Below are 21,540 nucleotides of genomic sequence, written 5' to 3'. Positions count from 1 at the left end.
TGCAGGAGAGCCCACTAATGTAGTGGGCTCCTCTCTCTTCAGTATGGCTTTACTAGATTCTTTTTACTAATCGTTCAAGCCAATTTGCCGTTTGTCCTTGATTGAAATACGAGGTTGGCGTCCCTTTTACGCCTGTTTTCACCATGAATAGACCGCCTGCTAAGGGTTGATCGGCACTATCATCATCTTGAGCAGTCGTAATATATAACTCATCCAGATGTTCACCGCCAAAAGCGCACGAAGTCACACAATTGACGGGGAGTGACACCTCAGCAATCACTTCTCCATGAGCAGGATGGATACGGGAGACACGTTTACCGCCCCATCTCGCGATCCACAACATGCCCTCCGCATCGATTGTCATGCCATCTGGATACCCTTCACTTTCATCCAATCTAGCCACCAGTTGCTTATTCCTAATCGTACCTTGTGCCACATCGTAATCGAAGGAGACAACCTCCAATGTTGGAGTATCAATGTAATACATTATACGATGATCTGCGCTCCAGGCTAATCCATTAGATATGGAGGCTTTATCAACCAGTAAGGAGACATGGCCTTTTGTGCTCAAACTATACAATGCCCCTTGCGCGTGTTCGTCATTTAGGCTCATTGTTCCTGCTAAAAAACGCCCTGCAGGATCGCATTTTCCATCATTAAAACGATTACCTAGTCTACCTTCCTCAGGATCATGAATCAATACTTTGGCCCCTGTCTCAATATCCAAACAATATAGACCACTAATCAGCGCTACGATTACTTTATTTTTGAGATAAGGTACAACTGCACCAATATGTTCACCAATATCTATTGTACGATCTGTACACGTAGAGGGATCATAGATATGCAATTGAAAACCTTCAATATCGACCCAAAATAAACGCTGAAACCGCTGATCCCAGCTGGGCCCCTCGCCTAACTTTGCTTTTGCATCTATAACGATATTCGCAGTATATGTTTCGATGTGAAGCACTCCTAACGTTTTGGTTTATTTTCGACCTCAATTATCCGCTTCAGCGGCTCCTCTGCGCAGATTCACTAGATGCAGCCCATGTGATTTGCTCTTGTGTGTAGTGCTACGTGTACTCCCTTCATGTTCAACAAGTTCATAAAGTGCAGCAAATGACCAATCGAGATGAATACCAATATGTGAAATAATTTAAAGGGAATATCCCCCTTTTCTTTATGCAAAACGGCAGATTGTATTCAAGAGGCCCTCTGTCTATTTTTTATTTCCTTTATTATAGCCTGTACTGCCTGCCCGTCAAAAGAATAGGTAAGAGCGCATATTTTAAATTTGGAGGAATAACATGACATGAGGTGTTGTATTTATATGAATAGAGTCGTATAATAATACATATTTCATAGGAACGGAATGGAGGAAGGTCTGTGAGCAGCAAGTTAAAAGTGGCAATTGTCGGTTCCACCGGGTATGGCGGGGTGGAGCTGATTCGTTTTTTGGTTCATCATCCGCAAGTAGAGATTGTATCTGTTATTTCTTCATCCAGCGCGGGTGTCCCAATCAGTGACGGGTTTCCACATCTGACGGACATTGTGGTGCAGGATTTGGACGGTGTCGAAGTCCACGAAATTGCTGCCAAGGCCGATCTGGTTTTCACTGCTACGCCATCGGGCGTTAGTACCAAGTTAGTGCCGCAGCTTCTTGATGCCGGGTTGAAGGTCATTGACCTTTCCGGGGACTTCAGGCTTCGAAGCGGGGAAACGTATGAAGCATGGTATAAAAAGCCTGCGGCTTCACCCGAGTATCTCAAGCAAGCAGTATACGGACTCAGTGAGGTGTATGCAGAAAAGCTGGCGGGCGTTTCTTTTATTTCTAATCCAGGCTGTTATCCGACCGCAACATTGCTGGGCATTATTCCTGCACTGAAAGCGGATTGGATTGACCATCGGTCGCTGATTGTAGATGCCAAATCCGGGGTATCCGGCTCAGGTAGGGGCACAAGCCTCGTTTCGCATTATGCGGAAATGAACGAGAATTTTAAGGCTTATAAGGTGAATAAGCACCAGCACATCCCTGAGATCGAACAGGTACTGGGTGATATTGCGGGCGAGGACGTTACGATTACGTTTACGACACAACTTGTTCCCATGACCCGAGGCATTATGAGTACAATTTATGTCACGCTGAAGGGTGACCATACAGATCAGGATCTTATCGGGTTATACCGGGATTATTATAAAGGGCATCCTTTTGTCCGTGTACGTGGCGAAGGTATATGGCCAGCAACGAAGGAAGTATTGGGTTCGAATTACTGCGACATCGGTTTTGCAGCAGATGCTCGAACCGGGCGCCTTACGATTATTTCCGTCATTGATAATGTTGTGAAGGGTGCCGCTGGACAGGCGATTCAGAATTTAAATTTGATGATGGGATGGGAGGAGAACCTCGGGCTGGGCTTCATACCGGTATATCCGTAAGTAGCAAGTAACCGCAACATGGATACGGAAACGTCAGCGAGCGGAATTTCGAATACAGGCAGCTGTCATTCATCGAATATGTTGCGAACGAGGGCACATAATTATGGGCAAAGTAGAGTTTACAGTAGTAAACGGAGGCAACATCGTAACTCCGCGTGGCTTTACAGCCGGAGGATTACACTGCGGACTGAAAAATTCGTACCGCAACGATATGGGCGCGATTCGTTGCGAGGTAGAAGCGACAGCTGCTGCGGTGTACACCACCAATGTGTTTCAGGCTGCACCGCTGAAGGTGACCCGCGAGAGCTTGGCAGATGGTCGATTGCAGGCAGTAGTGGTGAACAGCGGGAACGCCAATGCCTGCACGGGACAACAAGGAGAGCAGGATGCCTACGCTATGCGTTCGGCTGCGGCTCATAAACTGGGTGTTGCTGAGAGCAATGTAGCCGTCGCCTCGACGGGCGTGATCGGCGAGCATTTGAAAATGGATTGTGTGCTTGACGGTATATCCTCCTTACCTGACCGTATGAACGGGGCAAACGATGGAGCAGAGCAATTTACGCAAGCCATTCTGACAACGGATTTAGTTAAAAAGGAAGCGTGTGTGGCGGTTGAAGTGGACGGTGTGACCGTACACATCGCTGGGGCGGCCAAGGGATCTGGCATGATACATCCGAATATGGCAACAATGCTCGCTTTTATGACCTGTGATGCAGCGATCGGACAGACCGCGCTTCATCAACTATTAAAGCAGGCAACGGATACCAGCTTTAATATGATTACGGTGGATGGGGATACGAGCACGAACGATATGCTAATCGCCATGGCGAGCGGACTGGCTGGCAATCGTGAGCTGAACGTTGGGCATCCCGATTGGGACGCTTTTGCCGAGGCGTTCACCTATATCTGCCGAGAGCTGGCGAAGGCAATTGCTCGCGATGGAGAGGGTGCTACGAAGTTGGTAGAGGTGTCTGTAAGCGGAGCGGTAAGCGATGCGTCCGCTCAAGCGATAGCCAAGACGGTGGTTGGGTCCAGTCTGGTCAAGTCAGCCGTCTTCGGAGCAGATGCGAATTGGGGACGGATTATTGCGGCCGTAGGGCGTGCTGGAGAGCCAGTTAATCCAGATACGGTAGATATTCGCTTGGGTGATATTGTTGTGCTAAGCCAATCGAGTCCGGTCGCTTTTGACGAAGAAGAGGCGCTAGCCTATTTGAGGGGAGATACGGTGCAAATTATTGTTGATTTGCATCACGGGAACGGAACCGCTACAGCATGGGGTTGTGACTTAACCTATGATTATGTGCGGATAAACGCTGCTTATCGGACATAGAGACCAGAATAAAATACGGATTGAATAAGGATAGTAGATAATAGAAACAACGAGCGGATGGAAGTCCAGTATCATTTGAAAATTGCACGGATATGCAGAGAAGAAAAGGAGAGATGATATGCAATCGGCAGTGGAACACGCGGATCAAGCGAATCATGCGGGAGTGGCACGTCGTAATTTTGTGATGAAATGCGGAGGAAGTACGCTGGCTGCGTTACCTGATTCCTTTTTTGAAGATTTGGCGCGTTTGCAGTCGGAAGGTCTTCAACCTGTCATTGTACATGGCGGTGGCCCTGCGATTTCCGACAACTTGGCGAAGCTGGGGATCGAAACAGAGTTTATTCATGGATTACGCAAAACGACCGAACCTGTGTTGGATGTCGTGGAAATGGTACTGGCAGGCAGCATTAACAAGCAGATTGTACGTAGAATAGGGATGCATGGGGGCCGAGCGTTGGGGTTGTCAGGCAGTGATGGCTATTTAATCGAAGCCAAGCCTGTGTCGAACGCCGCTGAGGTCGGTTGGGTCGGAGAGGTAACATCCGTTCAAGCCTCGATTATTACAGGTGTACTGGATATGGACTATATGCCTGTTATTGCACCCATCGGGATTGATCGATCTGGTCAGCGTTACAACATTAATGCGGATACAGCGGCGGGTGCGGTAGCCTCTCATCTGGGGGTCAGTCGGATGATCGTCGTTACAGATGTACCAGGCATATTGAAGAAGTATGGCGGAGAAAAGAAGGTGTTGGACTCTATCACTGTACAGGAGATTGAGGATATGATCAGCACAGGTGAAATATATGGTGGTATGATCCCGAAAGTGAGAGCGGCTATTGCCTGTATCCATGGCAAAGTGAAGGAAGTCGTCATAGTGAACGGTAGCGAACCCCAGGTACTAAGCCGTGTGCTGGGCGGAGAATCGATTGGAACACGCATCGTGCGTATGCAGTAATTGCAATATATAGCTCGACCTATATAACCAAACGATAAAGGAGCGTGAACATAATGAGTAAGGAACCGAATACGCTGGTGAGCGAGGAAATGCCAAGTACGGATGGAAGCGGAGTGCAAACGGAAAAGGTGTCGGCAAAAGCGCAGACAGAAAGCTCCCTTTTTCCAACCTACGCAAGATACCCGCTTACACTGGTGAAAGGACAAGGAAGCTGGCTGTGGGACGATCAGGGCAAGCGTTATCTGGATTTCATGTCAGGCATTGCCGTTACCAATCTCGGCCATGCGCCTCAAGCAGTAGCTGAACGATTGAAAAAACAAATCGATGAATTGTGGCATGTGTCCAATCTGTTTCATATTCCGGGGCAAGAACGGGCTGCTGCCTTGCTGACAGCCAATAGCAGCGCAGATGCCGTGTTTTTCTGCAACAGCGGGGCCGAAGCGAACGAAGCTGCAATTAAGCTGGCGCGTCGTTACCACCAGAAGGTAAAGCAGACCGGTCGCTACGAAATCATTACGTTCACGCAATCCTTTCACGGACGGACGCTGGCAACCTTGACCGCTACGGGTCAGGAGAAAGTAAAAGAGGGTTTTTTACCGCTTCCTGCCGGGTTCAAAAGTGTTCCGCTTCATGATCAGACGGCTCTTGAAGCAGCCATTAGTGAGCACACGGCGGCAATTATGCTGGAAATGGTGCAGGCCGAAGGTGGTATGTATCCGGTAGACCCTGCTTTCGTAGATGTGATTACAAAGCTGTGCCGCGAGCATGGTTTGCTGCTGATCATTGACGAGGTACAAACAGGTATGGGACGGACGGGCAAGCTGTTTTCCTTTGAGCATTATGGTATAGAGCCGGATATCTTTACATTGGCGAAAGGACTGGGCAGTGGTTTCTCTGTGGGTGCTATGCTAGGCAAAGGATATTTGCGTGAAGCGTTCACAGCGGGCAGTCATGGTTCTACCTTTGGAGGTACGCCACTTGCTATGGCAGCGGTTCAAGCTACTATTGAAACGATTATTGATGACAAGCTACCAGAACGTGCAGCTGAGATGGGAGATTACCTTTTCTATAGTCTGCAAAAGCAGCTTGGAGATAGTCCTTTTGTAAAGGATATCCGTGGAAAAGGTCTGATGGTTGGTATTGAGTGTGCGGAACCGGTAGCGGAGCTTGTTTTGGCAGGACAGAAGAAGGGCATTCTGTTCATTACAGCAGGACCAAACGTGATTCGTCTGTTGCCTAACTTGTATGTAACGAAAGACGAAATAGATCAGGCTGTAACCTTGATTGCTGAATTGTTTCGGGAGCATTTGGCTTAGTGTAAAGGCCAAATTATCATAGACTAGAGTGTAAAAGGAGACGATAGCATGAGCCAGAGCGGCGCACTGCAGCAGATGAATTTGAAAGGACGGGACTTCCTGGAGCTGGATGATTATTCTCCAGAGGAAATCCAGTATTTAATTGATCTCGCCATTGAAATTAAGCGTAAGCACAAAAACGGGGAAACTTATCAGCCGCTAAAAGGGAAAACGCTCGGACTGATTTTCGAAAAATCCTCTACACGTACACGGGTATCTTTCGAAGTCGGTATGTATCAATTGGGCGGGCATGCCCTTTTCCTCAGCAAAAATGACATTCAACTGGGACGCGGCGAACCGATTAGCGACATGGCTCAAGTCATGTCACGTTATCTGGATGGCATTATGATTCGTACCTTTGGGCACGATAATGTGGTAGAGTTGGCCCGTTATGCGTCCGTTCCTGTGATTAATGGATTGAGTGATTTGGCGCATCCATGCCAAGTGCTAGCTGATTATCAAACCTTGTATGAGCAAAAGGGTAAGCTAAAAGGGCTCAAATTGGCTTACATCGGAGACGGTAACAATATGGCTCATTCCCTCTTAATTGGGGGAGCAAAGCTTGGAGTGCATGTGTCCATTGCAAGTCCAGTTGGATACGAGCCGGACCCGAGTGTGGTCGCAGCTTCCCGTGAAATTGCCAAACAGACAGGGAGTGAGATCGTTATAACCCAGAGTCCGCAGGAAGCAGTGCAAGATGCGGATGCGATCTACACAGATGTGTGGGCGAGCATGGGGTTTGAGGAAGAGCAGAAGGAGCGGGAGCTTGCTTTTGCCGACTTCCAGGTGAATGAGGAGCTAGTCAAGCTTGCGAAGCCGGATTATTTATTCCTGCACTGTCTGCCTGCGCATCGTGGGGAAGAAGTAAGCGCAGGCGTAATCGATGGTCCGAATTCGGTCATCTTTGATGAAGCAGAGAATCGTCTGCATGCGCAAAAAGCGCTGTTAGTTGCTTTAATGGCATAAGGTTGATAGGTATTGATAGGTAAAGAAGAAAAGGCTAGAAGCATTCGGGGAGGACTTCAACAATGGCAAAAGAAAAAATCGTACTTGCATATTCCGGCGGTCTGGATACGTCGGTCATTCTGAAATGGCTCAAAGAAACTTATGATGCTGAAATCATCGCATTCACCGCAGATATCGGTCAAAAGGAAGAGCTGGACGGTTTGGAGGAAAAAGCACTCGCTACAGGGGCTTCCAAAGTGTACATTGATGATCTGCGTGATGAATTCGCCAAGGATTTTATCTATCCGATGTTTCAGGCGGGTGCTTTATATGAAGGACAATATTTGCTCGGAACGAGTATTGCACGTCCATTGATCGCTAAGCGGATGGTCGATATTGCGATTGCCGAGGGAGCAACAGCCATTGCTCACGGGGCAACAGGCAAAGGTAACGATCAGGTACGCTTCGAGCTGAACGCGGCGGCGTTGACGCCGGATATCAAGGTGATCGCACCTTGGCGGCTGGAAGAGTTCCGCAATCAGTTCCCGGGCCGTGCAGAAATGATTGCCTATGCGGAAAAACACGACATTCCGGTAACTGCTTCTGCAGCCAAGCCATACTCCATGGACCGTAATCTGCTGCACATCAGCTATGAAAGCGGCGTGCTGGAGGACCCTTGGTTTGATCCAAGTGCTCCTGAAAATAAAGGAATGTTCTTGCTCAGCAACGCGCCTGAGGACGCTCCTGATGAAGCAGAATATTTGGAGTTGGAATTTGAAGCAGGTAACTGTGTCGCTTTGAACGGAGAACAGCTAAGTCCATTGCAAGTGATGGAAAAACTGAATGAGCTCGGCGGCAAGCATGGTATCGGACGTGTGGATATGGTAGAGAACCGTTTTGTCGGCATGAAAAGTCGGGGAGTCTATGAGACGCCGGGCGGTACGATCCTGTTCACAGCTCACCGCAAAATGGAATCCATCACGATGGATCGCGAGGTTATGAATTTGCGTGATAGTCTGATTACCCGTTATGCTACCTTGGTTTATAACGGTTTCTGGTTCGCACCGGAACGTGTCGCTTTGCAGGCTTTGGTTCATGAGAGTCAGAAAAATGTCAGTGGTACCGTGCGCGTGAAGCTGTACAAAGGCAACGTTATCGGTGCAGGCGTTAAAAGCCCGGTTAGCTTGTACAACCCGGACATTGCAACCATGGAAGCCGACCCGACACAAGCCTACGATCAAGGCGATGCAACAGGCTTTATCCGCTTGAATGCTCTGCGTTTGAAGGTCAACGCGGGCGTAACACAAAATCATAAATAATAATGTAACCTAAAAAAATGTACGGAATGCGGGCCGTTCTTGTCCAAACGACGAGGGCGGCTTGTATTGCAGAGAGGGGATCATGCAATGAGTAAGCTATGGGGCGGACGCTTTACGAAGCAAACGAATAAGCTGGTAGAGGAATATACGGCTTCTATCGGGTTTGATCAGGCATTGGCGGAAGAAGATATTCAAGGCAGTTTGGCTCATGTGGCCATGCTGGGGAAATGCGGAATTATTCCGCAGGAGGATGCAGACACGATCAAGGAAGGACTGCACACGGTCCTGGAGCGTATCCGCCGTGGGGAAATTGAATTTTCCGTTTCGGATGAGGATATTCACATGAATATCGAAAAAAATTTAATCGAGGCCATTGGTCCGGTCGGAGGTAAGTTGCACACTGGGCGCAGTCGTAACGATCAGGTAGCAACGGATATGCACTTGTATTTGCGAGGACGTGTGGTATCGCTGGTGGGTATGCTGCATGACGTACAAGCTGCATTAATCGGCCAGGCAAAGGATAATCTGAACACGATTGTACCTGGATATACACACTTGCAGCGTGCGCAGCCTATTTTATTTGCACATCATCTGCTGGCGTATGTGTCTATGCTGGAGCGTGATATTGACCGACTCAAAGACAGCTATAAGCGGATTAACGTGTTGCCGCTCGGTGCTGGCGCTTTGGCCGGGACCACTTTTCCGATCGACCGTCACTTTGTAGCCGAGCAGCTGGGATTTGATGGTGTATATGAAAATAGCCTTGATGCCGTCAGCGACCGAGATTTTATCGTAGAGTTCCTGGCTGGCGCCTCGCTGATTATGACGCATTTGTCTCGTCTGAGCGAAGAATTGGTGCTATGGAGCAGCACGGAGTTTGGTTTTGTCGAGCTGGATGATGCTTTTTGCACAGGCAGCAGCATTATGCCGCAGAAGAAAAACCCGGACGTACCGGAGCTGGTACGTGGTAAAACCGGACGTGTCTATGGAAACCTCGTCGGCTTGTTGACTGTATTGAAATCCTTGCCGCTGGCATACAACAAGGATATGCAGGAGGACAAGGAAGGGATGTTCGATACCGTTGCCACGCTGGAAGGAGCCTTGCAACTGTTCGCACCGATGATCGCCACGATGAAGGTGAACAAGGATCGTATGCGTCAAGCGGTCAATCAGGATTTTTCCAACGCAACGGATATTGCGGACTTCTTGGTCGGCAAAGGGCTTCCGTTCCGTCAGGCGCATGAGGTCATTGGCAAAACCGTACTGTATTGCATCCAGCATGGAAAATACTTGCTTGATCTGACACTGGACGAATTCCAGCAGTTTTCGGATCTGTTTGACGAACGTATCTATGAGGTACTTCAACCAGAAGCGGTAGTGAATGCACGGAATGTATATGGCGGAACCGCTACCGGACAGGTACAGGCAGCTATTGGGCGCAGTGAACAGCTCCTGGCGAATACATCAACATGGTTTGCAGGGCACAAGCCGAAAAATTAATCAGTAAAGAAAGATATTATTCTCTTGCATAGCAGCGGGATGCTGTGTAAAATCAAATTTTAAGGAATTAGCAATCTAAGTTTCAAAGGCACCGTTCGCGGTGTCTTTTGTGTTTTTTGGGGCATTAATTCATAGTTCCAAATACCTATTAATACACTGGTGTGAAAGTTTCTAGAATTTACATTTTTGTATACTACACCTATGATGATTATGGTAGAATAGCACTAAGTTTTTCATCGAATTACCAATTCAATAGGACAAGAACTATATTCAATAAGTAAATGTCAAGTTACTAGGGGCTCTTTTGATCAGGCGAATTTCATAAATGTGTAAATGAAGGGCTTGAATGAGAACATAGGTATGTCCTGGTTTTGGGAGAACGGTAAGTAAAAGCTCTAAAGTAGCGACGTAGCTGAAGGCAGAGTCGGGATGATCCAGGGAGGTATTATGAGAACTAAAAGGACGGCGCGTCAGTTAAAGAGCGCTTGGATCGGTTATCGCGCTTCTGAAGCCGATCAACTGATATCTTCATTGCATGAGGAACGGGTGCAAGCGGAGGAGTTACTGCGTGAGGAGCGGGAACTTTTCCACGCGGCGCTGGAACGGAAAAAGCAGCGGGATGCGGAGTTAAAGCAGCTGCTTGCGGATGCGCTTGCGGAAGAGCGGCGCTGGATTGAAAGGGCGGGAATTCATGGGTGACAAGCTTAGGTGGCAGGTTGGAGGAGTTTCAATTCGCCAAACCAAGAGAAGAATAAAAGAAGAGCGTCAGCGAATCGAACAACTGCAACAACAGCTAGAGGCTCAGCGGTCAGAGCAGGCCCCGGTGCTGTACAAGCTTGATTTTCATATCGAAGAGTTGGAACGGCGACTTCAGGATACAGAACTTCGTATCCAGGCGATACAGAACGCCAATGATACAGCAGCAGCTGTGGAACAATTGCTGGATGAAGGGTTACAGGATGGACAGGTGCAGGAGGCTCAAGTCCAATATGCATCTGGGCAGGAACAGGTAGCGGCAGGAGCCGCTATGGGTGCTGTTACCAGTATCCCTGGTACCGAGGTTGCAGCAGGAACGCAGACCGGACGAAACGGCAAGGCCCGTCTGGGGGATCAACTGGTGGAGAACGGGATGATCACCCGCGATCAGCTGACAGATGCCATCCGCAACCAGAAGCGTTACGGTGGCAGGCTGGGCGATATTCTTGTAGAGATGGGTTTCATTACAGCCGAGCAGCTACAGGAGCAGGTTGACGGCGACGAGTCCAAGGAGCGATTAGGCGATATGCTAGTTCGTTCCGGCTATATATTACCGGAACAACTGGAGCGCGCACTGGAGTTCCAGGCGAAGAGCGGCGGACTACTGGGAGACATCTTACTGTCATTGCAAATGCTGGAACCTGCGGATCTGTACCGCGCGATTGCTACACAGAACCGAATTGGGCGTATTGGTGAGGAACTCGCGCTGGATGCGGCGTATAAACTACCCGAGCAAGTGGCGATGGCATATGGCGTGGTCGTCATCCATCAATATATGAACCGTTATATTGTGGCGGTCAGCGATCCGCTGCCAGAAGAGCGACGCTTGAAGCTGGAGGAAATTTTGGGTATGCCGGTAGAGCAGGTGCTTGCTACGAAGGAAGAGATGGAGCAGCTCTGGGGTAAAATCTACGGTGAAGAAATGATGCAGGAGAGCACGACCGGGCTATTGGAAAAAGAACCACACAATTCAGCACGGACGACCTTTACAAAGGGACAGCTCTGGGTGTTCGCGGCCATGGGTATGATTACACTGCTCGGTCTCCTCTGGAACAGTTGGAAAACGGTGTTGATCATCAATATGATGATTCAGCTGTTTTATTTTGCGATGACGCTATTTAAGTTTGGCATTATTTATCTCGGTTCCCGGCGTGGGGCGCAGCTTCGTTTTACGAAGGAAGAGGTTGACGCCATGGATGAAAAGAAACTGCCGATCTATACCATTCTTGTACCTATGTATAAGGAAGCGGGCGTGCTTCCGATGTTATTGCGGAATTTGGAGCAACTGGATTATCCAAAGTCCAAGCTGGATGTGCGGCTGCTGATTGAAGAGGACGACATAGAGACGATTGAGCTACTTCGGGAAATGAAGCTACCGGCCTATTACACGACACTGGTCGTTCCAGACGGTTTGCCCAAAACCAAGCCGAAGGCATGTAATTATGGACTTATTCGGGCACGTGGCGAGTTTGTCGTGATTTACGATGCTGAGGATCGTCCCGACGCTGATCAGCTTAAAAAGGTCATTGCGGCGTTTGATTCACTCCCTGAGCATTATGCGTGTATTCAAGCGAAGCTTAACTACTTTAATAGTACACAAAATCTGCTGACCCGCTGGTTCACTCAAGAATATAGTATGTGGTTCGAGTTACTGCTACCGGGTATTATGCAGTTAGATACCCCAATTCCGTTAGGCGGCACATCCAATCATTTTCGGGTATCTGTATTAAAAGATATTAATGCGTGGGACCCCTACAATGTAACCGAGGATGCCGATCTGGGCATACGTCTGTATAAAGGCGGCTACAAAACGGCTATTGTCGATTCCCGCACATGGGAGGAAGCTAACAGCCGCGTGGGCAACTGGATTCGTCAGCGGTCACGCTGGATCAAGGGGTATATGCAGACATGGCTGGTTCATATGCGCAATCCGGTTAAGCTGGTGCGCGAAGTGGGCTGGAAAGGCTTTTTCGGCTTTCAGGTGATGATTCTGGCAACTCCGATGTTGCCGTTGCTGAATCCGATTTTTTGGGGGTTGCTTATTTTATGGTTTGGCTGGGAGTTGTCCTTTATTCCCAAGCTATTCCCGGGTTATGTGTATTACCTGGCCAGCGCGGAGTTTTATATCGGTAACTTTCTGTTCGTATTCAGTAATGTGGCCGGAATGTATTGGGTCATCGGGGAACTGGAAGAGCGCGGTGAACGAACATTTTCATACGCGATGGTCAAATACGGTCTACTCTCGCCGTTATATTGGGTACTTATGAGTATAGCTGCGGTGAAAGCCGCTTGGCAGCTCATTACCAAGCCGTTCTATTGGGAGAAGACCACGCATGGTCTGACCGATATGCACGACTTGGATGATACCCCGGCACAGTCCTCCTGAATATGAAGAAAGAAGGAGCAAGAATGGAGACAAAAACACCTTTTTTATCCGTCGTCATTCCCATGTACAATGAAAGCTCGCATCTCGAGCGATCGCTTAAGGTAATTGATGGGGTATTGTCTGTCGTCACCTCACGCTATGAGCTCATCATAGTAGATGATGGTTCCAAAGACGATACGTGGCTTAAGCTGTCCGAATTGTCCCGTCGTATGCCCTCTTTGCTCGCGCTCCGGCTGAGTCGGAATTTCGGTAAGGAGCTGGCGTTGTGCGCAGGTCTGGAAAATGCCTCTGGCGATGCGATTATTGTCATGGACGGTGATTTGCAGCATCCTCCTGAAATGATTGGAGAAATGGTACGTTTATGGCAAAATGAAGGTTATGATTTGGTCGAATGTGTGAAAGAATTTCGGGGAGAAGAGTCGGTGGGCAAAAAGCTCGGTGCTTCTTTGTTCTACGCGACCCTGAACCGCTTGACAGGCTTTAATCTCAAGGATGCCTCCGATTATAAGCTACTGGATCGACGAGTGGTGGATGCCTGGATGGCGATGCCAGAGCGGATGCCGTTTTTCCGCGGGATGACAGCCTGGCTAGGTTTCCGCAAAACCCAGATTTCATTCCGGGTGGCTCCACGCGAAGAGGGGCCAAGCCGCTGGAGTCCGTTAGGGCTGATTCGACTGGCAGCAGAAGCGATCGTTTCATTCTCGACAGTACCGTTGCGGGTAGTAAGTCTGATGGGCCTCATTTTTATGCTGATTTCAGTCGTATTGGGGATTCAGACCTTAATGCGCAAATTAACGGGTGACGCTGTGACCGGTTTTACCACTGTGATTTTGCTGCTCTTGATTATTGGCAGTGTACTCATGCTGTCGATTGGAGTGGTAGGAGAATATATTGCCGCCATATATCACGAAGTTAAAGCTAGGCCTCGCTATCTGATAGCAGATAAACGGGCGAATGCTGACCGATTGTGGGTGGACAGGGAGTTTAATCAACATGATCAGACGTTCATATCTAAAGTATCCAATCATTAAATACGGTATTGTGGGATTGCTGGGTACAGGTATCCATGTGGGTGTGCTTGTGCTGCTGGTGGAGCTGTTTACGGTACCAGCAGTAATGGCTACTACAATCGGATTCGTAGTTACATTGCTCGTTTCGTATGTGCTGAACCGAAACTGGACGTTCGAGCCTACCGGCGAGAGAAGCCGCACCCAGTTTCTTAAATATTTATTGGTCTGTACCTGTGGCTTGCTCTTAAATGCCGCTCTGATGTACGTGACCATTCACTGGATCGGTTGGTCGTATCTGATCGGTGAAGTACTAACTACCATCATCGTGCCTGTTCATAATTATTTCTGGAACCGCTACTGGATCTTCTCCGTTCCGCAACAGCGTCAGAAAGAGGTTTCATGATTTTAAGAAAACACGGAAAATTTCTATCATTGTTTGCTTGTATTACTGCTCTTGAACTGGCCGTGGGCGTGTATTTTGCATGGTATCTTGGTTATATGCATACCGATGCGCTCAGTCGAGTGGCTAACGCATTTTATGTGCTATACAGTCGTGACCCACACTTGGGTGCTATCGGGTTTGTATGGAATCCCCTGCCCAGTTTGATGGAACTGATTGTGCTGTTGTTTTATCCTTTATTTCCAGTACTCGCTTCCCACGGGCTGGCGGCAGTGATTGTGAGCAGCCTGTTTGCAGGGGCCAGCGCGGCATTATTGTATGCGACGGGCAAACAGTTGGGGCTCCACGGTGCAACCAGCTTGCTGATTGCGCTATTATTTTCACTGAATCCATTTATGTTTCTGTTTGGCTTCAACGGCTTAAGTGACTCGCCATATATCTTTTTCATCCTGTTGACAGTGAGTCGATTTTGTATGTGGTTGAAGGATCGCAAGGCGGCGAATTTGATCGTATCCGGTTTTGCGCTTGCACTGGCTTTTTGGGTACGCTATGAAGCGGTTCCGCTTGGCGTTGCGATGGCTTTGGGTGTATTGCTGACGATCTTTTTTCTGCATAGGTGGCGTACAAACAGAGAGATGTTTAGAACGGAATTGTCTTTAAAAGAGCGCCTGTACAAGGTGGAAGCGACATGGCTTCTATTGTTGTTGCCACTTGTTTTTTCCGGTCTGCTGTGGCTCTTTTTTAACTGGATTATCATGGGCGATCCGCTTTACTTTTTACGCTCGCAATATTCCAATTCCACACAATCAGCGGCTTTGTTAGAGGATCAACGCTTTGTGGCCATGTTTGCCCACCCTGTGCTGATGCTAAAGTTTATCGGGCAACGAACCTTATGGTATGCTGCTCCGTTGATTGCCATTTTGCTCATACGTTTGTTGGACAAACGTCTGTTGAGTTGGAGCACGCTTACGCTATTAGCAATCTTTTTATCGGTGCCTGGACTTCAGCTTTTGCTGATGCTCAAGCACTCTTCTTTTGGGTGGTTCCGATATTTTATGTATGTGTTCCCGATTACGGTTGCCTGGTTGCCGTATGAGCTAAGTTTATTGAAGGGGAAAATGAGGGGGATCGGAATCTCTCTGGTAACAGCAGGAATGTTGGTAACAGCAGGCTTGTTATCCTACGCACTGACGAACCCCGCGATTGCAGCAGATGAACACAGCTATTTGACGCATAGTGGTAATGAAAGCTACGAACGTCAAATTATTGAGCGGAAAATAGCGCCGTGGCTGGATGAGCATTATGGTTCATCTCTCATTTTGACAGATTCTTATGCCGCCTATCCGATCATTTTGAGCAGCAAAATCCCGAAGAAGTTTATGATTACGAGTGATTTTGATTTTGGGGAATCTTTAATGGATCTGCCTGCTTCCAAGGTGGATTATGTCTTGGTCACGCGCTTGGTGGATGGGGTACCGCTGGATCAGGTAAATCGGAACTATCCTGATTTGTTCGAAAAGGGAGCGTCGTGGGCCTCACTGGTACATGACTTTGACGGGCAGTGGCGACTGTACAAAATAGAGCATGAAGAATCGAAATAATTATTATATTTTAGTGCATCGTAGCGGAGGGAAGAATACAGCTGTAGGGTGTGAGTGGGCTACAGCTGTATCACCGCAAGAAGTTTGAGGGGGAACGAGAGGAATGTCCTTTCGCAAATGGTCTGCAAGCAGATGGATGGCTATAGGTCTGTTTGTATTTATACTTGCATTGGAGTTGTCTGCGGGCATCTATTTCAGCTATGTTCTGGGATATATGCACACAGACGCGCTCAGTCGCGTAGCTAATGCATTTTATGTGTTGTACAGCCGCGACCCGCATCTGGGCGCAATCGGATTTATCTGGAATCCACTACCTAGTCTTCTGGAAATGGTGATTCTACTGCTGTATCCAATCTTTCCGGCATTAGCTACCTATGGATTGGCTGCTGTCATTCTTAGTGCTACCTTTGCCGCTTTGACCGCTATGCTGCTGTATCGGGCTGGGGTCAGAACAGGGCTTAGCTCAGGGATGAGCATCATGCTGGCACTGCTGTATGCACTGAATCCGTTTATTTTACTGTTTGGTGCCAATGGGCTGAGCGATTCGCTATACATATATTTCATTATGATGACGGTGATTGAGTTTGCATTGTGGCTCAAGGATCGCATGACGGCAAGCCTGATTGTTTCTGGATTAGCGCTTGCCATGGCGTTCTGGACTCGCTATGAAGCGGTTCCTCTGGGCGTGGCAATGGCGGGTGGAGTGGTATTGGCGATCATGTTTCTACATCGAAACATGGGCAGACGTGAGCTGGCCTTGCGAGAAAAACTGCACAAGGTCGAGGCAACTTGGTTACTGCTTCTGCTCCCCGTGGTCTTTTCCGGGCTGTTGTGGATTTTCTTCAACTATCTCATTATGGGGAATGCTTTTTACTTCCTGAATTCGGAGTATTCGAACACAGCTCAATCGGCAGAGCTGCTGAATGATGATAAGTTTGTAGAGATTTTCTCCAATCCGCTGGTGGCCTTGAAATTTATTGCTTCCAAAACACTCTGGTATTCGGTACCGTTGTTTGCTATTCTGTTCATTCGTCTGTTGAGTGGGCGCTTGTTCCGATGGGGAACACTGATTATTTTGCTGCTGTTCCTGTCAGTGCCGGGGTTGCAATTTTTACTCATGATGAAGCAATCTTCGTATGGGTGGTTTCGTTATTTTATGTACGTGTTCCCAATTACTGTAGCTTGGTTGCCCTATGAGCTGAGCCAGCTTCAGGGACGATGGCGGAGGGCAGCCTTTGGCCTGGTATCCGTCAGTCTGCTGCTTACCGCTGGATTACTTTCCTATGCGTTGACTCGCCCGGATATTGCACCGGATGAGAACAGCTTTCTCACACGAACGGGTAATGTGAACTATGTGAGACAGGAGTCAGATCGTAAGATTGCCGTCTGGTTGGATGAGCATCTGCCGAAGTCTACCATTATGACCGATTCGGCTTCAGCCTACACCATGATTGTCTACAGCCAATATCCCAAACGCTTCCTGATCACCAGTGATTATTCGTTCAATAAGGCATTAAGTTATCCGCAGGATAACCATGTGGATTATATCCTTGTACCTAAGATCATGTCAGGCATGCCACTGAGTAAAATCAACATGGTATATCCGAATTTATATGAAAAAGGCGCTCCATGGGTCCAGCTTGAACGTGAGTTTAACGGTGAGTGGCGCTTGTACAAGGTGCTACCCAAGTCACTAACTAAAGCCTCTCCCTCGACGGAGACCACGACAAATCCGTAATGTGCATAATAAATCCCCGGAGCCTATCCCTTCGCCATGGTGCGATGAGGGAAGCTGCGGGGATTTTTTTAACCTGTTTAGTGCTCTTTGAGTGGTAGCCACGCCAGTACATCCTGAATTTTCGCGTCCCAGTATCCCCATTCATGAGCCCCAGGACCTTCTTCGTAGGTCAGCGGAACTCCGGTAGTATTACATGTTTCACGGAAAGCCTGATTTCCCTTATATAGGAAATCTTCCGTGCCGCAGCATTGGTAAAGCCGGGGAAGCGAGGTCCCCAAGGCAGCATGACGTTGTAACAGTTCCAGCAAGTCGTGATCCGTTCCACGTATTTCATCTGGACCAAAAATGTTAAGCCATTCCGCTGGACTCATCGCATTTTGCATAGGATCGGTGCGTGATGCGTGTAAATCCATGACTCCCGAAAGGCTCGCAGCAGCTGCAAAACGCTCTGGATGCTGGAGTGCCAGTTTGAAAGCACCATATCCACCCATAGAAAGCCCGGCTACAAAATTGTCTTCACGCTTGTCGGACAGAGGAAAGAATGAACGTGCCAAAGCCGGCAATTCCTCACTGACAAAGGTCCAATAAGCCGCTCCTTGCTCCATATTCGTATAGAAACTCCGATGTACCTGGGGCATGACGACAGCTAGGCCCAATGAGGCGACATAGCGTTCAATGGAGGTTCGACGCAACCAGGTTGAATCATCGTCCGACAGGCCATGCAGCAAATATAGCGTCGGATGTGGCCCGGTTCCTTGCTTGCCCTCCAGTCCGATTTGCGAACGGGTTGCCTGAGGAAGAATAACATTCATGGATGTGCTCAGACCTAGAACTTCCGAATAAAACTGACATTGAATAAGAGCCATAAGAGACCTCTTTCCTGGGGTTTTGTGACCTCATTGCGGTGTTCCAGCATATGACCGATTATTCATTCAGTATACCTTAGCCTGTCTAAATATACATATCCAAGCGAATGACTAGGTATTAAGTCCCGTTTCTTATTTATCCTACATTAGGTGGGGGTATGGTTATATGGGACGATTTTTTTAATTTGGGGGTTATTTGGGTTTGATTTCTGGTAAAGTGTTTAAAAAAGAATGATGAATCCAATCAGAGGAGGAATTTATAGCATGGGAAAAAAGTTAAGAAACACAGTTACAGGTGTATTGAGTACAGGTCTTATTCTTAGCGCATTCAGCGCAGCGGCAGCTGCTCCCCAAACTACAAGTGGACATTGGGCGGGAGACCAGGTGCAACGCTGGTCAGCCACAGGGCAATTAGACGGGGCGGTAAAACCAGATGCGGCGATCACACGTGCCGAATTTATTGTTCTTTTGAATCGCAGCTTGGGAACGTTCACACAGGAAACTCCAGCAGTGACAGACGCAACATATGCGGGTGGTGTGAAAGTAAACGGTAATGGAAGCAGAACGTTCACAGATGTTCCAGCTTCGCACTGGGCATACAACGAGCTGACAAGTGCCGTGAATGCAGGCTACATAAGCGGCTATGCAGATAACAAGCTCAAACCAAATGGTAAGGTAACACGTCAAGAGGCTGCGGCTATCGTAGGCAAAGCTATTGGACTGACTGCGGGTAACGCAGCAGATGTTACTAAATTCATTGACTCCGACAAAATTGGGTCTTGGGCGAAGAAAAGTGTAGCGGCAGCTGCAGAGCAAAAAATCATCAACGGTTATCCGGATGGTAAATTCCAGCCACTGAAGTCGCTGACTCGTGCAGAGGCGATTGCTATTCTGGACGCTGCTTCCGGTTACAACCTGAGCTCTGTCGATAATCTGACGACGACTCCTGGTGGAACGGTGACGGACTCCACATACAGCAACGTGACAGATTCCACTTATGGTAACACGTCAACTACTTCTGGCAGCGAAACAGGAGATAGCAGCACAAGTACCAGCACAGATAGCACGACTACGGACAACTCTACAACAATAGATACCAACACAGATACAGACACAACTACGAATACGACTACAGATAGCACTACAGACACAGCTACTACTGACGCAGTTGCAACTACGGAAGCTCTGAAAGTCAACAATGTGTATGATGGAGAAGGTACAATTACGGGGACAGCTAAAGCAGGTTCCACAGTAACCGCCTATTCCAACGAACTGCCTATCGGTAGTGCAGTAGCCAAAGATGATGGCACATTTAGTATCAGTGTGCTTACTCAAAAAGCAACGGTTAGGCTGGTAATCAAAGCTAAAGATGCAGATGGTAACGAAAGTGAGCCTGTAGAAATTTCTGTTTTGGGTAAACGCAGCGAGTAATTTATAGCTAAAATCCCCCTTTCACTCTGTCTGGAACAAGTCCAGCCGACAGTGGAAGGGGGATTTTTCGTTTATTCGCTTATACCGTCCTCGACAATAGATTTCTCGGGTTCACGTGTTTGTGGCTCAGACGATGTGCCACCGCCATAACTAGCTATAATGCGTTGCTGCGCTCGATACGTATCGCGGCTGATTCGGGTGCGATCTACAGTTTTTCCGTCTACCTTTTTTACCCGGAATGTTTCTACCACATACCCTTCTTTGCCCTGTCGAAGTACTTGATAGAAGCCGGGGGAAAGTGAGTCATTACGGAGTCTCTTCTCCGGTATGGGAAGTACGCGAACTGTATGGGATTCCAGTTCATACGAAACATTGGACGGAAATGTACCAAAAAATTTAACAGTAAGCGTTCGGTTTTGGACAGCCGCACGAAGCAGTAAATGCTTGCCTGTATTGTTTCTAAAACGAAAATTAATGGAGCCTGTAGCAAAAGTCGCATCCTGACCTTTGGGCAGGTAGCTAACCGGCAAGGAATGGTTGCGGCGCTCAACAATGTCCAAACCGACTCGCAGCGCTGCATTATACACCGTGCTGGATACCTGACAAATCCCGCCGCCTATGCCGGACTCCAACTGACCGTTGACGATCACTGGAGCTTCACGAAAGCCATGAGTGCGCTCAGCCTTGGCAATCAATTGACCGTAGTCGAATATGTCGCCTGGCTTAAGAATTAGACCATCAACGGTGCTTGCCGCTGAATTAACGTTATACACGCGTCCTTCCGAGCTACTGCCGAGACTAGTGGAGAATTGGACGATTTTGCGCTCAATCCCTTCGTTCCGTAGACTGTCCACCGAAATGTTCGGTTCCAGCTGACGGAAAGGTAATTCCACTCGTACGGGCTCTTCCGAATCGGTAAAATCCTTGGGCAGCGCCTTATCTAGTGCGGCGTCCAATCCGGGCCAATCCATGCGTCGGGCAGAGCGCCCTGGAATATAACGAACCTGATCATTCCCGTCAATCTGACGCACAGCATTGATAGGCATGCCGTATCGTTGCTCCTCCCAATCGACTCCGAATCGGGCCCTTAATATCTCCTCCTGTCGGAAAGATGTGATAGACCATTCTTTTTCGAAGCTAAAACGTGTCTGCACACGAGTCCATAGATGCTCCGAGCTGAGTGCCTTCACGGCATTCCGAAATGCCTCCGCTTTATAATGAATTCCTGCTTCCCCGAGTGTAAGTTTTATATCCTGTGCACTGCTGTCACTGTCCGTCAGAAGCAGTGGGCGTTGCTTCAATGCATCCAATTTTTTATCCACCAGCCGAAGAGCGGCTGTGTGATCCATGCTTCCTACGTTCATTCCTCCGACCCTCACTCCCTCCGGCAGCGTTTGTCTGTCGGCGTACAGATGAAGTCCTCCCCACAACATGGCCAGCGCCAGAACACCAGACCATATCCAAATGACAGATAAATGAATTTTTTTCATAATGCAGATGTCTCCT

The 21,540-nt window shown here is 48.3% G+C and carries 17 protein-coding genes; 14 read left to right on the top strand and 3 right to left on the bottom strand.

The window, feature by feature from the left end; genetic code table 11:
- Nucleotides 1-52 precede the first annotated feature (52 nt).
- Nucleotides 53-973, bottom strand: a complete 921-nt coding sequence (locus tag ACYCSE_RS06595) for an SMP-30/gluconolactonase/LRE family protein (RefSeq protein WP_459701856.1) — start codon at nucleotides 971-973, stop codon at nucleotides 53-55.
- A gap of 416 nt (nucleotides 974-1,389) precedes the next feature.
- Between ACYCSE_RS06595 and argC the strand changes: the two genes are divergently transcribed.
- The 13 genes from argC to ACYCSE_RS06530 all read left to right on the top strand — a co-directional run bounded on the left by argC (nucleotide 1,390) and on the right by ACYCSE_RS06530 (nucleotide 17,737).
- On the top strand, nucleotides 1,390-2,439 hold the full coding sequence (argC, locus tag ACYCSE_RS06590) for an N-acetyl-gamma-glutamyl-phosphate reductase (protein ID WP_069290524.1): 1,050 nt from the start codon (nucleotides 1,390-1,392) through the stop codon (nucleotides 2,437-2,439).
- A 103-nt stretch (nucleotides 2,440-2,542) separates the two neighbouring features.
- Nucleotides 2,543-3,769: a bifunctional glutamate N-acetyltransferase/amino-acid acetyltransferase ArgJ gene (argJ, locus tag ACYCSE_RS06585; RefSeq protein WP_459701855.1), complete on the top strand. Its 1,227-nt coding sequence runs from the start codon at nucleotides 2,543-2,545 to the stop codon at nucleotides 3,767-3,769.
- Nucleotides 3,770-3,887: 118 nt separating this feature from the next.
- Nucleotides 3,888-4,727 (top strand): acetylglutamate kinase, encoded by an 840-nt coding sequence (argB, locus tag ACYCSE_RS06580; RefSeq protein WP_061829941.1) that lies wholly within the window; start codon nucleotides 3,888-3,890, stop codon nucleotides 4,725-4,727.
- Between the two features lie 53 nt (nucleotides 4,728-4,780).
- Nucleotides 4,781-6,043, top strand: a complete 1,263-nt coding sequence (locus ACYCSE_RS06575; RefSeq protein ID WP_459701854.1) for an acetylornithine transaminase — start codon at nucleotides 4,781-4,783, stop codon at nucleotides 6,041-6,043.
- A gap of 48 nt (nucleotides 6,044-6,091) precedes the next feature.
- Complete coding sequence (gene argF, locus ACYCSE_RS06570) at nucleotides 6,092-7,048, top strand: ornithine carbamoyltransferase (protein WP_103047454.1); 957 nt, start codon at nucleotides 6,092-6,094, stop codon at nucleotides 7,046-7,048.
- A 62-nt stretch (nucleotides 7,049-7,110) separates the two neighbouring features.
- On the top strand, nucleotides 7,111-8,346 hold the full coding sequence (locus tag ACYCSE_RS06565; protein WP_061829944.1) for an argininosuccinate synthase: 1,236 nt from the start codon (nucleotides 7,111-7,113) through the stop codon (nucleotides 8,344-8,346).
- A gap of 87 nt (nucleotides 8,347-8,433) precedes the next feature.
- On the top strand, nucleotides 8,434-9,846 hold the full coding sequence (gene argH / locus ACYCSE_RS06560; protein WP_459701853.1) for an argininosuccinate lyase: 1,413 nt from the start codon (nucleotides 8,434-8,436) through the stop codon (nucleotides 9,844-9,846).
- A gap of 447 nt (nucleotides 9,847-10,293) precedes the next feature.
- Nucleotides 10,294-10,545, top strand: coding sequence for a hypothetical protein (locus tag ACYCSE_RS06555; protein ID WP_069292030.1), 252 nt, complete (start codon nucleotides 10,294-10,296; stop codon nucleotides 10,543-10,545).
- Nucleotides 10,538-12,988, top strand: a complete 2,451-nt coding sequence (locus tag ACYCSE_RS06550) for a glycosyltransferase family 2 protein (RefSeq protein WP_459701852.1) — start codon at nucleotides 10,538-10,540, stop codon at nucleotides 12,986-12,988. Before ACYCSE_RS06555 ends, ACYCSE_RS06550 begins: the two co-directional genes overlap by 8 nt.
- Before the next feature lie 23 nt (nucleotides 12,989-13,011).
- On the top strand, nucleotides 13,012-14,019 hold the full coding sequence (locus ACYCSE_RS06545; RefSeq protein WP_025721702.1) for a glycosyltransferase family 2 protein: 1,008 nt from the start codon (nucleotides 13,012-13,014) through the stop codon (nucleotides 14,017-14,019).
- Complete coding sequence (locus tag ACYCSE_RS06540) at nucleotides 13,982-14,401, top strand: GtrA family protein (protein WP_061829947.1); 420 nt, start codon at nucleotides 13,982-13,984, stop codon at nucleotides 14,399-14,401. The genes ACYCSE_RS06545 and ACYCSE_RS06540 overlap by 38 nt, the downstream gene beginning before the upstream one ends.
- Nucleotides 14,398-15,999 carry an ArnT family glycosyltransferase gene (locus tag ACYCSE_RS06535; RefSeq protein ID WP_061829948.1) on the top strand — a complete coding sequence of 534 codons (1,602 nt, stop codon included), beginning with the start codon at nucleotides 14,398-14,400 and terminating at the stop codon, nucleotides 15,997-15,999. Before ACYCSE_RS06540 ends, ACYCSE_RS06535 begins: the two co-directional genes overlap by 4 nt.
- A gap of 103 nt (nucleotides 16,000-16,102) precedes the next feature.
- Entirely contained in the window at nucleotides 16,103-17,737 is a 1,635-nt protein-coding gene (locus ACYCSE_RS06530; protein WP_250266789.1) for a glycosyltransferase family protein, read from the top strand.
- A gap of 77 nt (nucleotides 17,738-17,814) precedes the next feature.
- On the opposite strand, the gene ACYCSE_RS06525 is transcribed toward ACYCSE_RS06530, so the two are convergent.
- Entirely contained in the window at nucleotides 17,815-18,603 is a 789-nt protein-coding gene (locus ACYCSE_RS06525) for an alpha/beta hydrolase (protein ID WP_235306466.1), read from the bottom strand.
- A 264-nt stretch (nucleotides 18,604-18,867) separates the two neighbouring features.
- Between ACYCSE_RS06525 and ACYCSE_RS06520 the strand changes: the two genes are divergently transcribed.
- A complete protein-coding gene (locus tag ACYCSE_RS06520; RefSeq protein ID WP_459701851.1) occupies nucleotides 18,868-20,034 on the top strand; it encodes an S-layer homology domain-containing protein in 1,167 nt (388 codons plus the stop codon).
- A 71-nt stretch (nucleotides 20,035-20,105) separates the two neighbouring features.
- Here the strand turns inward: ACYCSE_RS06520 and ACYCSE_RS06515 are convergent, their stop codons facing one another.
- A complete protein-coding gene (locus ACYCSE_RS06515) occupies nucleotides 20,106-21,524 on the bottom strand; it encodes a VanW family protein (RefSeq protein WP_459701850.1) in 1,419 nt (472 codons plus the stop codon).
- Between the last annotated feature and the right edge of the window lie 16 nt (nucleotides 21,525-21,540).

This window comes from Paenibacillus sp. SEL1 (genome assembly GCF_054602535.1).
This window is presented reverse-complemented; position numbering and strand designations above follow the sequence as displayed.

Excerpts from the sequence above, each read along its gene's own strand:
- argJ (WP_459701855.1), top strand. The coding sequence starts at position 2,543 with ATGGGCAAAGTAGAGTTTACAGTAGTAAACGGAGGCAACATCGTAACT.
- argB (WP_061829941.1), top strand. The coding sequence starts at position 3,888 with ATGCAATCGGCAGTGGAACACGCGGATCAAGCGAATCATGCGGGAGTG.
- ACYCSE_RS06575 (WP_459701854.1), top strand. The coding sequence starts at position 4,781 with ATGAGTAAGGAACCGAATACGCTGGTGAGCGAGGAAATGCCAAGTACG.
- argF (WP_103047454.1), top strand. The coding sequence starts at position 6,092 with ATGAGCCAGAGCGGCGCACTGCAGCAGATGAATTTGAAAGGACGGGAC.
- ACYCSE_RS06565 (WP_061829944.1), top strand. The coding sequence starts at position 7,111 with ATGGCAAAAGAAAAAATCGTACTTGCATATTCCGGCGGTCTGGATACG.
- argH (WP_459701853.1), top strand. The coding sequence starts at position 8,434 with ATGAGTAAGCTATGGGGCGGACGCTTTACGAAGCAAACGAATAAGCTG.
- ACYCSE_RS06555 (WP_069292030.1), top strand. The coding sequence starts at position 10,294 with ATGAGAACTAAAAGGACGGCGCGTCAGTTAAAGAGCGCTTGGATCGGT.
- ACYCSE_RS06550 (WP_459701852.1), top strand. The coding sequence starts at position 10,538 with ATGGGTGACAAGCTTAGGTGGCAGGTTGGAGGAGTTTCAATTCGCCAA.
- ACYCSE_RS06545 (WP_025721702.1), top strand. The coding sequence starts at position 13,012 with ATGGAGACAAAAACACCTTTTTTATCCGTCGTCATTCCCATGTACAAT.
- ACYCSE_RS06540 (WP_061829947.1), top strand. The coding sequence starts at position 13,982 with ATGATCAGACGTTCATATCTAAAGTATCCAATCATTAAATACGGTATT.
- ACYCSE_RS06535 (WP_061829948.1), top strand. The coding sequence starts at position 14,398 with ATGATTTTAAGAAAACACGGAAAATTTCTATCATTGTTTGCTTGTATT.
- ACYCSE_RS06530 (WP_250266789.1), top strand. The coding sequence starts at position 16,103 with ATGTCCTTTCGCAAATGGTCTGCAAGCAGATGGATGGCTATAGGTCTG.
- ACYCSE_RS06525 (WP_235306466.1), bottom strand. The coding sequence starts at position 18,603 with ATGGCTCTTATTCAATGTCAGTTTTATTCGGAAGTTCTAGGTCTGAGC.
- ACYCSE_RS06520 (WP_459701851.1), top strand. The coding sequence starts at position 18,868 with ATGGGAAAAAAGTTAAGAAACACAGTTACAGGTGTATTGAGTACAGGT.
- ACYCSE_RS06515 (WP_459701850.1), bottom strand. The coding sequence starts at position 21,524 with ATGAAAAAAATTCATTTATCTGTCATTTGGATATGGTCTGGTGTTCTG.